This window comes from Nonomuraea sp. NPDC005650, assembly GCF_040605375.1.
Classification (GTDB): domain Bacteria; phylum Actinomycetota; class Actinomycetes; order Streptosporangiales; family Streptosporangiaceae; genus Nonomuraea.
Genome location: NZ_JBEXCR010000026.1, coordinates 33,094 through 45,815, shown reverse-complemented (window position 1 = coordinate 45,815; position 12,722 = coordinate 33,094). Strand labels below are relative to the sequence as shown.

11 protein-coding genes are annotated in these 12,722 nt (G+C 69.9%); 10 read left to right on the top strand and 1 reads right to left on the bottom strand.

Annotation, left to right across the window (positions count from 1 at the left end):
- From nusA to truB, 7 genes are all read left to right on the top strand, one after another.
- On the top strand, positions 1-1,005 hold the full coding sequence (gene nusA / locus ABZS69_RS38395) for a transcription termination factor NusA (protein ID WP_355380813.1): 1,005 nt from the start codon (positions 1-3) through the stop codon (positions 1,003-1,005).
- Positions 989-1,288: a YlxR family protein gene (locus ABZS69_RS38390; RefSeq protein WP_355380810.1), complete on the top strand. Its 300-nt coding sequence runs from the start codon at positions 989-991 to the stop codon at positions 1,286-1,288. The genes nusA and ABZS69_RS38390 overlap by 17 nt, the downstream gene beginning before the upstream one ends.
- A 125-nt stretch (positions 1,289-1,413) precedes the next feature.
- On the top strand, positions 1,414-4,626 hold the full coding sequence (gene infB / locus ABZS69_RS38385) for a translation initiation factor IF-2 (RefSeq protein ID WP_355380808.1): 3,213 nt from the start codon (positions 1,414-1,416) through the stop codon (positions 4,624-4,626).
- A gap of 120 nt (positions 4,627-4,746) precedes the next feature.
- Complete coding sequence (locus ABZS69_RS38380) at positions 4,747-5,043, top strand: DUF503 domain-containing protein (protein ID WP_355380806.1); 297 nt, start codon at positions 4,747-4,749, stop codon at positions 5,041-5,043.
- A 39-nt stretch (positions 5,044-5,082) separates the two neighbouring features.
- A complete protein-coding gene (rbfA, locus tag ABZS69_RS38375) occupies positions 5,083-5,541 on the top strand; it encodes a 30S ribosome-binding factor RbfA (RefSeq protein WP_355380804.1) in 459 nt (152 codons plus the stop codon).
- An 8-nt stretch (positions 5,542-5,549) separates the two neighbouring features.
- The gene (locus tag ABZS69_RS38370) at positions 5,550-6,593 is read left to right on the top strand and encodes a DHH family phosphoesterase (RefSeq protein WP_355380802.1); all 1,044 of its coding nucleotides are present in this window, start codon (positions 5,550-5,552) and stop codon (positions 6,591-6,593) included.
- Positions 6,575-7,447, top strand: a complete 873-nt coding sequence (truB, locus tag ABZS69_RS38365; RefSeq protein ID WP_355380800.1) for a tRNA pseudouridine(55) synthase TruB — start codon at positions 6,575-6,577, stop codon at positions 7,445-7,447. The genes ABZS69_RS38370 and truB overlap by 19 nt, the downstream gene beginning before the upstream one ends.
- 16 nt (positions 7,448-7,463) lie before the next feature.
- Here the strand turns inward: truB and ABZS69_RS38360 are convergent, their stop codons facing one another.
- Positions 7,464-8,483, bottom strand: a complete 1,020-nt coding sequence (locus ABZS69_RS38360; RefSeq protein ID WP_355380798.1) for an SAM-dependent methyltransferase — start codon at positions 8,481-8,483, stop codon at positions 7,464-7,466.
- Positions 8,484-8,565: 82 nt separating this feature from the next.
- Here ABZS69_RS38360 and ABZS69_RS38355 point away from each other — a divergent pair, with 82 nt between their 5' ends.
- The 3 genes from ABZS69_RS38355 to ABZS69_RS38345 all read left to right on the top strand — a co-directional run bounded on the left by ABZS69_RS38355 (position 8,566) and on the right by ABZS69_RS38345 (position 12,626).
- Entirely contained in the window at positions 8,566-9,492 is a 927-nt protein-coding gene (locus ABZS69_RS38355; protein ID WP_355380796.1) for a bifunctional riboflavin kinase/FAD synthetase, read from the top strand.
- A gap of 210 nt (positions 9,493-9,702) precedes the next feature.
- Positions 9,703-9,972, top strand: a complete 270-nt coding sequence (gene rpsO, locus ABZS69_RS38350) for a 30S ribosomal protein S15 (protein ID WP_111180641.1) — start codon at positions 9,703-9,705, stop codon at positions 9,970-9,972.
- 305 nt (positions 9,973-10,277) lie between these two features.
- Positions 10,278-12,626, top strand: coding sequence for a polyribonucleotide nucleotidyltransferase (locus tag ABZS69_RS38345; RefSeq protein ID WP_355380794.1), 2,349 nt, complete (start codon positions 10,278-10,280; stop codon positions 12,624-12,626).
- Positions 12,627-12,722: the final 96 nt, after the last annotated feature.

Sequence of the window (12,722 nt, the reverse complement as noted above, 5' to 3'; positions counted from 1 at the left end):
GTGGACATCGACATGAGCGTCCTGCGCAGCCTCGAGCGAGAAAAGGACATCTCCTTCGACCTGGTCGTCAAGGCGATCGAGGACGCGCTGCTGATCGCCTACTTCCGCACCGAGGGCGCCGCCTCCAAGGCGCGCGCCCAGCTCGACCGCAGCAGCGGTCACGTCACGATCTTGGCCGCCGAGCTCGACGAGGACGGCGAGGTCGTCAGGGAGTACGACGACACTCCCGGCAACTTCAGCCGGATCGCCGCCACCACCGCGAAACAGGTCATCCTGCAGCAGTTGCGCGACGCCGAGGACGAGATCAACTTCGGCGAGTTCGCCAGCCGCGAGGGCGAGCTGGTCTCCGGCGTCATCCAGCAGGGCAAGGACCCGCGGGTGGTGCTGGTCGACCTCGGCAAGATCGAGGCCGTGCTGCCGCACGCCGAGCAGGTCCCCGGCGAGGAATACGTGCACGGAGAGCGCATCCGCTCCTACGTCGTGCAGGTGAAGAAGGGCCACAAGGGTCCCTCCGTCACCTTGTCGCGCACGCATCCCGGGCTGGTGAAGAAGCTGTTCGCGCTGGAGGTGCCCGAGATCGCCGACGGCACCGTGGAGATCGCCGCGGTGGCGCGCGAGGCGGGCCACCGTACGAAGATCGCGGTCCGGTCGCGCAAGCCCGGCGTCAACGCCAAGGGCGCCTGCATCGGGCCCATGGGCTCGCGGGTGCGCAACGTGATGACGGAGCTGCACGGCGAGAAGATCGACATCATCGACTGGTCGGAAGATCCGGCCGAGTTCGTGGGGAATGCCCTGTCGCCGGCCCGTGTTTCCCATGTCGAGGTGCTCGATCTCGAGGGGCGCGTCGCGCGGGTGACCGTGCCCGACTACCAGCTTTCGCTGGCCATCGGGAAAGAGGGGCAGAACGCCCGGCTTGCCGCGAGACTCACCGGATGGCGGATCGACATCCGGCCGGATACACAGGCCGAAGATGCCGCCGGTTCCGTAGATGCGTCAACACGGTAAGCTGGAATATGGTGGCCACGCGACCCCACAGCGCACCTGTGTGGGCTGCAGGGGTCGTACGGCTAAGTCCGAGCTGCTCCGTCTGGTGCGGGTCGAGGACCATGTGGTCCCTGATCTGCAAGGACGGCTTCCTGGCCGCGGTGCATCGCTGCATCCGACCTTGAGCTGTCTGGAGCTTGCCGAGCGTCGCCGAGCGTTTCCGCGCGCTTTTCGCGTGCCGGGGCCGCTTGACGTCTCGCGCGTGCGGGCGCAACTGGAGGGAGACCACGCAAATGTCATGTAGGACGCCGAGTTGATGGGCGGAGTCAGATTGCTATGAGCGCCTGATGAGCACGCGGCGATGAAGACGTCAAGTTAGCGACGGTCCGGATGGCATAGCCAGCCTCCCGGGCCGAGTAAGGGAGTGCAGTGGCGAAGGTCCGGGTATACGAGCTCGCTAAGGAGTTCGGCGTAGAGAGCAAGGTCGTCATGGCCAAGCTCCAGGAGATGGGAGAGTTCGTCCGTTCGGCGTCCTCGACCATCGAGGCGCCGGTGGTCCGCAGGCTCACCGAAGCTCTGGGCGCATCGAAGGGTGGGCCCTCCAGAGGCGGCGGACAGCCGTCCAACAGGCCGCAGCCGCCTAGGGCTGCTCCCCGGCCGGCGGAAGGCCAGGCCGGTGGCAATGGCGCCCCGCAGGCGCCGGTCCCCTCAGCAGCACCGCGTCCTGGTCCGGGTCCCAAGCCCGGTCCTGGTCCGCGTCCGGGCCCCGCGGGCGGCGGTCAGCCGCGCCCGCCGGTGCCCATGCCCCACCAGCCGCCGCAGCAGCCCGAGGCTGCTCGCGGTGAGACGTCCGGGGCTCCTCAGGCACGTTTCGAGAGCGGCGCGCCCGCGCGTCCGGCTCCGGGTCCGCGTCCCGGCCCCGGCGGCGCCCGTCCCGGCCCCAGGCCGGGTCCCGCGCCTCGTCCGGGTCCCAGGGACGGTGGCGGCTCCAGGGACGGCGGCGGTTCAAGGGATTCAAGGGATTCCAGGGATTCCAGGGATTCCAGGGACGGCGGTTCCAGGGATGGCGGCGCCTCGCAGGCACCGCGTCCCGGCGCGTCCACCGGTGGCGGTCCCCGTCCCGGTCCGAGGCCGGGCCCGCGTGGTCCGCGTCCCGGTAACAACCCGTTCTCCTCGACCGCCAGCGGCATGGGCCAGTCCCGGCCGCCGCGTCCCGGCGGCCAGCGCGACGGCGGCGGTCCCGACCGCCGCGAGCGCCGTGACGGCCCGCCGCGCGACGGCGCCATGCCGCGCCCGCCGCAGGGCCGTGGCGGCACCGGTGACGCCGGTCCCCGTCCCGGCGGTCCGCGTCCTGGCCCGCCCGGTGCGGGCGGTCCGCGCCCGGGTCCCGGTGCGGGTGGTCCCCGTCCCGGCGGTCCGCGTCCCAACCCGATGATGATGCCGCAGGGTCGTCCTGCGGGTCCCGGTGGTGGCGGTGGCGGCGGCGGTCGTCCCGGTGGCGGTGGCGGCGGTGGCCGTCCCGGTGGCGGTGGCGGCGGCGGTCGTCCCGGTGGCGGTGGCGGCGGCGGTCGTCCCGGTGGCGGTGGCGGCGGCTTCGCCGGTCGTCCCGGCGGCGGCGGTGGCACCGGTCAGCGCACCGGCACCGGCGGTCCCGGTGGCGGTGGCGGCGGCTTCGCCGGTCGTCCCGGTGGCGGCGGTCGCGGTCGCGGCGGCGGCACCGCGGGAGCCTTCGGGCGTCCCGGTGGCCGTCCGGCTCGCGGGCGCAAGTCGAAGCGGCAGAGGCGCCAGGAGTTCGACAACATGTCGGCGCCGGCGATCGGCGGCGTGCAGGTCGCTCGTGGCAACGGCGCGACGATCCGCCTTCCGCGCGGCGCGTCGCTGTCCGACTTCGCCGACCGCATCGGCGCGAACCCCGCCTCGCTCGTGCAGATCATGCTGCACCTCGGCGAGATGGTGACCGCGACGCAGTCGGTCAACGAGGAAACGCTGCAGGTGCTCGGCAACGAGCTCGACTACAACATCCAGGTCGTCAGCCCGGAGGAGGAGGACCGCGAGCTTCTCGAGGCCTTCGACATCGAGTTCGGCGAGGACGAGGGCGACGAGGCCGACCTGGCCGCGCGTCCGCCGGTCGTGACCGTCATGGGTCACGTCGACCACGGTAAGACCAAGCTGCTCGACGCCATCCGCAAGACCAACGTGGTGGCGCGCGAGGCGGGTGGCATCACCCAGCACATCGGCGCTTACCAGGTCCCCGCCGAGCACGAGGGCGTAGACCGGAAGATCACCTTCATCGACACCCCGGGTCACGAGGCGTTCACCGCCATGCGTGCCCGAGGCGCCAAGTCCACCGACATCGCGGTGCTGGTGGTCGCGGCCGACGACGGTGTGAAGCCGCAGACGATCGAGGCTCTCAACCACGCCCAGGCGGCCGACGTGCCGATCGTGGTCGCGGTCAACAAGATCGACAAGGAAGGCGCCGACCCGAACAAGGTGCGCGCCCAGCTCACCGAGTACGGTCTGGTGGCGGAGGAGTACGGCGGTTCCACGCTGTTCGTCGACATCTCGGCGAAGAACAGCACGGGCATCGACAACCTCCTCGAGGCCATCCTGCTGACCGCGGACGCCGAGCTCGACCTGCGGGCCAACCCGACGATGGACGCCCAGGGCATCGCGATCGAGGCGCACCTCGACCGCGGTCGCGGCCCCGTCGCGACCGTCCTGGTCCAGCGCGGCACGCTGCGCGTCGGCGACAGCATCGTCTGTGGCGAGGCCTTCGGCCGCGTCCGGGCGCTGCTCGACGACAACGGCGACGCGGTCGATGAGGCCACGCCGTCCCGTCCGGTCCTGGTGATGGGTCTGACGGCCGTGCCGAGCGCCGGTGACAACTTCATCGTCGTCACCGACGACCGGATGGCCCGCCAGATCGCCCAGCAGCGCGCGGCGCGCAAGCGCAGCGCCGACATGGCGAAGTCGAGCCGTCGCCGCAGCCTCGAGGACATCTTCAAGGACCTTGAGAAGGGCAGCGTCGACGAGCTCAAGCTCATCATCAAGGGCGACGTGTCCGGTTCGGTCGAGGCCCTGGAAGACGCCCTGCTCAAGATCGACGTCGGCGACGAGGTCAGGCTCCGTGTCCTGCACCGCGCGGTCGGCGCGATCACCGAGTACGACGTCAACCTGGCTGTCGCCGACGACAACGCGGTCATCATCGGCTTCAACGTCCGCCCCGAGCCTCGGGCGCGCGACCTGGCCGAGCGCGAGGGCGTCGACATCCGCTACTACTCGGTCATCTACCAGGCGATCGAGGAGATCGAAGCGGCGCTCAAGGGCATGCTCAAGCCCGAGTTCGAAGAGGTCCAGCTGGGCACCGCAGAGATCCGCGCGATCTTCAAGGTGCCGAAGATCGGCAACGTCGCCGGTTCGCTGGTTCGCTCCGGCAAGATCGTGCGCAACAGCAAGGCTCGCCTCATCCGCGACGGTGTCGTCGTGACCGACAACCTCACCGTCTCCTCGCTGCGGCGGGAGAAGGACGATGTCACCGAGGTCCGCGAGGGCTTCGAGTGCGGTATCGGCATCGGCTACAACGACATCAAGGAAGGCGACGTCATCGAAACCTTCGAGATGCGGGAGAAGCCGCGAGACTGACGCGCGGCTCGGCGCCCGGCGGGAGATCCGCCGGGCGCCTCTCGCACGCCTTGGCCTGGTCCCCACCGCAGCAGGCCGGGCGTGCGTTCACCACACCAGATCAAGCGGTGGTTGCCAACGATGTATGTGGGTGCTCTGACCCTGGACATCCTGCTCGGCGACGTCAGGTCGCTGAAGCAGAAGCGCTCTGTCGTACGGCCGCTGATCGCCGAGCTGCAGCGCCATTATCCCAGCATCGCGGTGGCCGAGACCGGCCATCTCGACCTGCACCGCAGGGCCGAGGTCGGCGTAGCGGTGGTCTCCTCCTCCGCGGGTAACTGCAACGAGATCATGGACGCCTGCGAGCGCATGGTGGCCTTCCGCCCGGAGATCGAGCTGCTGTCGGCCAGGCACCGGCTCTACAACGACGAAGAATGAACGACTGCACGGCCACGTCGTGCGTGAGGGGGAGCGAACATGGTGGATGCCGCACGAGCGCGGAAGCTCGCCGACCGCATCCAGCAGATCGTCGCCGAGATGCTGGAGCGCCGGATCAAGGACCCGCGCCTGGGCTTCGTCACCGTGACCGACACGCGTGTCACCGCCGACCTGCGCGAGGCGACCGTGTTCTACACGGTGTACGGCTCCGAGGCCGAGCGGTCCGACAGCGCGGCCGCCCTTGAGAGCGCCAAGGGGATCATCCGCTCCGAGGTGGGCCGCCAGACCGGCGTGCGCTTCGCCCCGACGCTGACGTTCAAGCATGACCCGCTGCCCGACAGCGCGCGCCACCTCGACGACCTGATCACCGCCGCCCGGAGCCGGGACGCCGAAGTGGCGCGCCAGGCCCAGGACGCCGCCTACGCAGGCGAGTCCGACCCCTACCGCAAGCCCGACGAGGGTCCCGAGACGGACCTGGGCGGGGACGACCGAGAGTGACGCCCAACGTGCGCGACAGAGCGGATCGCCCGTTCCGCGCGGACGCCCGGGTGGTCTCCGGCGGGGCGATCCCCGAGGCCGCATGGGACCGGGCCGTGCGGCTGATCGGGCAGACCGACGAGATCGCGCTGGCCTGCCACGTGACTCCCGACGGCGACGCGCTCGGGTCGATGCTGGCCGTGGGGTTCGTGCTGCGGTCGATGGGCAAGCGGGTCGTCGCGTCGTTCGGCGACCACCACTTCGTGGTGCCGCGGCTGCTGCGGTTCCTGCCCGGGCAGGACATGCTGGTGCCGCCGGAGGACTATCCGGCGGCTCCGGGGCTGATGATCACCTTCGACGCCTCGACGTTCGAGCGCCTCGGGCTCCTGCGCGAGAACACCGCCAGGGCCCGCGAGGTCATCGTCGTCGACCACCACCCCTCCAACGAGGGGTTCGGCACGCTCAGCCTCATCGACTCCACGGCCGCCGCCACGGCGATGCTGGCCGAGCAGCTGATGTACCGGCTCGGCGGGCGGCTCGACCGCGACATCGCCGTCTGCCTCTACACCGGGCTGGTGACCGACACGGGGTCGTTCCGGCACTCCTCGACCACCCCGGCCGTGCACCAGATGGCGGCCAGGCTCGTGGCGACCGGGCTGCGCACCGACGAGATCGCCCGCGAGCTGTGGGACCGTTCCCCGTTCGGCTACCTCAAGGTGCTGGCCGCCGCCCTCGAGCGGGCGGCGCTGGAGGACGGGCTGGTCTGGACGTACGTGACGCGGGTCGACCGGGCCGCGCACGGGCTCCCGTACGCGGAGCTGGAAGGCATCATCGACATCGTGCGGCGCACCGACGAGGCCGAGGTCGCGGTCGTTCTCAAGGAGGACGACCAGGGCGACTGGCAGGTGTCGACCCGGTCCAAGGGCGGGGCCGACGTCGGGGCCGTGTGCGCCGCCCTGGGCGGCGGCGGGCACCACAACGCGGCCGGTTACACCTCGCACGAGACCGTGGAGGCGACCATGGACGCCTTCCGGCGCGAACTTGGGAAGGTTGGATGGTCGAGAGCGGGCTGATCATCGTCGACAAGCCGGGTGAGTGGACGTCCCACGACGTGGTGGCCAAGATGCGGCGCATCGCGGGCACCCGCCGGGTGGGGCACGCCGGCACGCTCGACCCGATGGCGACGGGCGTGCTGGTGGTCGGCGTGGAGAAGGCCACCAGGCTGCTCGGCCACCTGACGCTGACCGAGAAGGTGTACGAGGCCACGATCAGGCTCGGTGTGCGCACGAACACCGACGACGCCGAGGGCGAGGTCATCGCCACGGCCCCGGCGTCCGGCGTCACGGCGGCCGAGATCCACAAGGGCGTGGCGGCGCTCACCGGGGAGATCATGCAGATCCCGCCGCAGGTGAGCGCCATCAAGGTGAACGGGCAGCGCGCGTACAAGATGGCCCGCGCGGGCGAGGAGGTCGAGCTGCGCGCCCGGCCCGTCACCGTGCGGTCGTTCGAGGTGCTCGACATCCGGGCGCACGACGACGTCGTGGACGTGGACGCGGTCGTGACCTGCTCCAGCGGCACCTACATCCGCGCGCTGGCCCGCGACCTGGGCGCGGCGCTCGGGGTCGGCGGGCATCTGACGCGGCTGCGGCGCACCCGCGTGGGGCCTTACGGGCTGCCGCTGGCCAGGACCATCGACCAGCTCTCCGAGGAGTGCGTGATCCTGCCCATCGGGGAGGCGGTGGCGGCGGCGTTCCCGCGCCGGGACGTGACGGCCGAGGAGGCGCGCGTCATCTCGCACGGGGGGCGGCTCGCGTCCACCGGGCTGGGTGCGGGGCCGATCGGGGTGTTCGGGCCTGAGGGGGAGCTGCTGGCGCTGGTGGAGGAGCACGGGCGAGTGGCCAAGCCCCTCGCCGTCTTCGCCTCCTAGGGCCCTCTGAGGGCCTTCAGGAGGGTTTGCGGGCGACGATGATGTCACGCACGATCGCCTGGTCCACCCAGTGCTCGAAGTCGGGGTAGTCCATCACCTGGAGCCCGGCCCCGTCGAGGATCTGGGCCAGCTCCGAGCTCTTGCCACCGTAGGTGTTCCACGAGATCCCCATGGCGCCGCCGGGACGCAGGAGCTCGGCCCAGACGGGCACGGCCTGCCGGAGCAGCTCCATCGGGCTGCGCGACAGCCCTGCGCCGCCCTTGCTGCCGTGCTGCACGCCGTACGGCGTGTCGGTCACCAGGGCGTCGAACGAACGCGGCTTGAAGAAGTCGCGGCTCTTGAGGGTGTCGGCGTTGACCACGGCCAGGTGCTGCACGTCACCGGCCTTGACCGCGTCCTTCGACAGCCCGAACGTGACGTTGAGCCGCCGCCCGACCAGGGCCCGCTCGCGCCGCACCGGCACGGTCTCGGCGGTGTGCTTGAGCCGCTTGTTACGCAGCCAGGTCTTGATGAACCCGGAGTACGCCTCGAAGTCCTTGCCGTCGACGTCGAGCCCGTACGCGTCGTAGCCGTACATGAGGGCCTGGTTGAGGGTCGTGCCGCGCCCGCACAGCGGGTCGAAGACCGAGAGCCGCTCGCCCAGCCCCCTGTCGCCGGCCAGCAGCGTGACGTTGAGCAGCAGCTTGGTGAAGTGCTCGTTGGTCTTGCCCGCGTATTTCTGGATGGTGATCAGGTCGCTGCTCAGCCGGTCGAGCGACGTCATGGAGAGCGGCCGGAGCAGCTCCCCTTCCATCCCGAAAATCGCATAAACAGAGGAAAGATTCGACAAAAGCGAAATTTCCGACTGTGCCAGCGGCTCGGAGGTCTCGAACGTCACATACGGCACACCGCCGATGGCCGTCTCCTCGCTGGCGAGCACCTTCCCGTCCAGGCCGTACCTGCTGAAGACCGCCAGCTCGCTCCTGGTCAGCCGGATGGAGCTCTCCCCGTAGACCCGGTTGAAGGCAGGCAGGATCAGAAGCGCGTAACGAGGCATGATGCCCGATCCTAAGCCCTCGATTGGAGCGAACGGTGACGCCCGTGGCAGGCTTGTGTGGGGATTGATCCGCCACGAGCGAATGGGGCCTAGCGTGCAGGGTTCGGGAAGGTCTGTCGTCACCATCGGTGTGTACGACGGGGTCCACCGCGGGCACCGGCGGGTGGTCGAGCGCGCTGTCGACATCGCCCGCGAGCGGGGGCTGCGTAGCGTGGCCGTCACGTTCGAGCCGCATCCCGACGAGGTCGTGCGGCCCGGCACGCACCCGCTGCGGCTCACCGGCCCGCGACGCCGGGCCGAGCTGCTGGCCGGGCTGGGGGTGGACGAGATCGACCTCGTCGACTTCACACTCGACCTGTCGCGGACGAGCCCGGACGACTTCGTCCAGGCCGTGCTGGCCGAGCGGCTGGGCGCGGCCGTCGTCGTGGTGGGCGAGGACTTCGTGTTCGGGCACGAGGCCACAGGAGATGTCGAGACTTTGCGGACGCTGGGCGACAAATACGACTTCGAGGTGGAGGCCGTGCCCCTGCTCGACGCCGTCTCCTCCGCCGCGATCCGCGAGCGGATCGTCGCGGGCGACGTCGAGGGCGCCGACGAGCAGCTCGGGCGGCCGCACCGGGTGGAGGGCGTGGTCGTACGCGGCTACCAGCGGGGCCGCCAGCTCGGCTTCCCGACCGCCAACGTCGAGACCTCCCAGCACACCGCCATCCCGGCCGACGGGGTCTACGCGGGGTGGCTGGAGTGCGTGCCGATGGCCAACCTGCCCGCGCTCTACCAGGGGGAGCGGTGGCCGGCGGCGATCTCGGTCGGCACCAATCCGACCTTCGAGGGAGTGCCTCGGACAGTCGAGGCGTATGCCCTCGATCGGGACGACCTTGAGCTTTACGGGGTGCATGTGGCGGTTGAATTCCGCGCCCGGCTGCGCGGCAACACCCGGTTCGACTCCATCGAGGCGCTGATCGCGCAGATTCACGCCGACGTCGACGCCGCCCGCCGCCTCACGACCTGAAACGCTCACGCCTCGTGACATCGAGCCGCGAATCGGGCCCTTTGAAGGAGCGCCCGAGCACGCCGCGTGAAGTGGTAACCTTGCATGTCGGCTCTGTAGCGGCGGCGCTGCGCGCTGCCCATGACGGCCTTCACGCGGCGACTGTAGGCACGCACGGTCGTTCGCACTTTCATTCATCGTTCACGCGTGCCCGTAGCTCGAAGGAGAGCCGTGTCCCTCGACACCGCTGCCAAGAAGTCCATCATCAGCGAATACGCGACGGTCGAAGGCGACACCGGGTCGCCCGAGGTGCAGATCGCACTGCTGAGCAAGCGCATCAGCGAGCTCACCGAGCACCTGAAGACGCACAAGCACGACCACCACAGCCGTCGTGGCCTGCTTCTGCTCGTCGGTCGCCGGCGCCGCCTGCTGAAGTACCTGCAGAAGGTCGACATCCAGCGCTACCGCTCGCTCATCGAGCGGCTCGGCCTGCGCCGATAGCATGAAAGGGAGCGGCGAACGCGCCGCTCCCTTCTCATATGGCTAGCGCCATATGGTCGGATAAGCGGCAATGTGGAAATGTTGCCGCATCTGACGCACAACTAAAGATCCGAGACACACAGCCCCCGCGTCCGTTCAGCACCATGCGACCCGCGACGCCTGCGGGCCGGTCCTCGGTAGTGGCTTCCGGTAGGAATTTGACAGTGAAAATGTGACCGGGCGCTTCGATCGAAGACCGGCGCTGCACCTAACGAGGGTGCCGGTGAGAAAAAGGGCGCGGGAGACCGACCACAAGGAGGTCCCCCGTGGAGGGTGTCCACACCGCTGAAGCCGTCATAGACAACGGCTCATTCGGCACTCGTACGATCCGGTTCGAAACCGGTCGTCTCGCACGCCAGGCGGCGGGTTCCGCCGTCGCCTACCTCGACAACGACACGATGGTGCTCTCTGCCACCACCGCGTCGAAGTCCCCGAAGGAGAACTTCGACTTCTTCCCGCTCACCGTCGACGTCGAAGAGCGAATGTACGCCGCGGGCCGCATCCCCGGTTCGTTCTTCCGCCGCGAGGGCCGTCCCTCCGAGGACGCGATCCTCACCTGTCGCCTGATCGACCGTCCGCTGCGCCCGTCGTTCGTGAAGGGCCTGCGCAACGAGATCCAGGTCGTCGCCACGGTGATGGCGCTCAACCCCGACCACCTCTACGACGTCGTGGCGATCAACGCCGCGTCGCTGTCCACGCAGCTGGCCGGGCTGCCGTTCTCCGGCCCGATCGGCGGCGTGCGCGTCGCGCTGATCGACGGCCAGTGGGTGGCCTTCCCGACGCACCACGAGCTGGAGCGGGCCACGTTCGACATGGTCGTGGCGGGTCGCGTGCTCGAGGACGGCGACGTCGCGATCATGATGGTCGAGGCCGAGTCCACCAAGGACACGCTCAAGCTGGTCGCCGAGGGGGCCGTCGCGCCCACCGAGGAGACCGTCGCGCAGGGCCTGGACGCCGCCAAGCCGTTCATCAAGGTGCTGTGCGAGGCCCAGTCACGCATCGCGCAGGTCGCCGCCAAGGAGACCGCCGAATACCCGGTCTTCCTGGACTACCAGGACGACGTCTACGCCGCGGTCGAGGCCGCGGTGAAGACCGAGCTGGCCGCCGCGCTGACCATCGCGGGCAAGCAGGAGCGCGAGAACGAGCTGGAGAAGGTCAAGGCGGTTGCCGCCGAGAAGCTCCTGCCCGAGTTCGAGGGGCGCGAGAAGGAGATCTCCGCCGCGTTCCGCTCGGTGATGAAGAAGCTCATGCGCGAGCGGGTCGTCAACGAGGGCGTCCGCATCGACGGCCGCGGCACCAAGGACATCCGGGCCCTGTCGGCCGAGGTCCACGTGGTGCCCCGGGTGCACGGCTCGGCGCTGTTCGAGCGCGGAGAGACCCAGATCATGGGCATCACCACGCTCAACATGCTGCGCATGGAGCAGGTCATCGACACGCTCAACCCCGAGCGCACCAAGCGCTACATGCACAACTACAACTTCCCGCCCTACTCCACCGGTGAGACCGGCCGGGTGGGCTCGCCCAAGCGCCGCGAGATCGGTCACGGCGCGCTGGCCGAGCGGGCGCTGATCCCGGTGCTCCCGTCCCGCGAGGAGTTCCCGTACGCCATCCGCCAGGTCTCCGAGGCGCTCGGCTCCAACGGCTCCACCTCGATGGGCTCGGTCTGCGCGTCCACGATGGCGCTGCTGGACGCGGGTGTGCCGCTCAGGGAGATGGTCGCGGGCATCGCGATGGGCCTGATCGGCGAGGGCGACACGTACGTCACCCTGACCGACATCCTCGGCGCCGAGGACGCCATGGGCGACATGGACTTCAAGGTCGCCGGCACCAAGGACGTCATCACCGCCCTGCAGCTCGACACCAAGCTCGACGGCATCCCCGCGAGCGTGCTCGCGGGCGCGCTGAAGCAGGCCAAGGGCGCGCGCCTGGCGATCCTCGACGTGATGCAGGAGGCGATCGCCTCCCCGGCGGAGATGAACCCGACCGCGCCGCGCATCATCACCATCAAGGTCCCGGTCGACAAGATCGGCGAGGTCATCGGCCCGAAGGGCAAGATGATCAACCAGATCCAGGACGACACCGGCGCCGAGATCACCATCGAGGACGACGGCACGATCTACATCGGTGCCACCGACGGCCCGTCGGCCGAGGCGGCCCGTTCGGCGATCAACGCCATCGCCAACCCGCACATGCCGGAGGTCGGTGAGCGCTACATCGGCACGGTCGTCAAGATCGCGGCCTTCGGCGCGTTCGTCTCGCTGCTGCCCGGCAAGGACGGCCTCCTGCACGTCTCCCAGATCCGCAAGCTGCACGGCGGCAAGCGCATCGAGAACGTCGAGGACGTGATGAGCGTCGGCGAGAAGATCCAGGTCGAGATCGCCGAGATCGACGCCCGGGGCAAGCTCTCGCTGGTGCCCGTCGAGGTCATCGAGAAGGAGGCCGCCGAGAAGGAGGCGAAGGCCGGGGCCGACGCCGAAGGCGGCGAGGGTGACGAGGCCCCGGAGGCCGAGGAGGCCGCCGGGGCGCCTGCCGAGGAGAAGTCGGAGCGGCCCCGCCGCACCCGCACCCGTGTGCGCACGCGCGGCAGCGCCGACGGCGACGACCGCAACTCGTGAGCGAACTCAGGCACCTCGGTCATGAGGCCCTCTCCGGAGGGCCCATGGCCGGACCACTCGGCGCCCCGGAGGCCCTGTGAGTACTACCACGCTGCA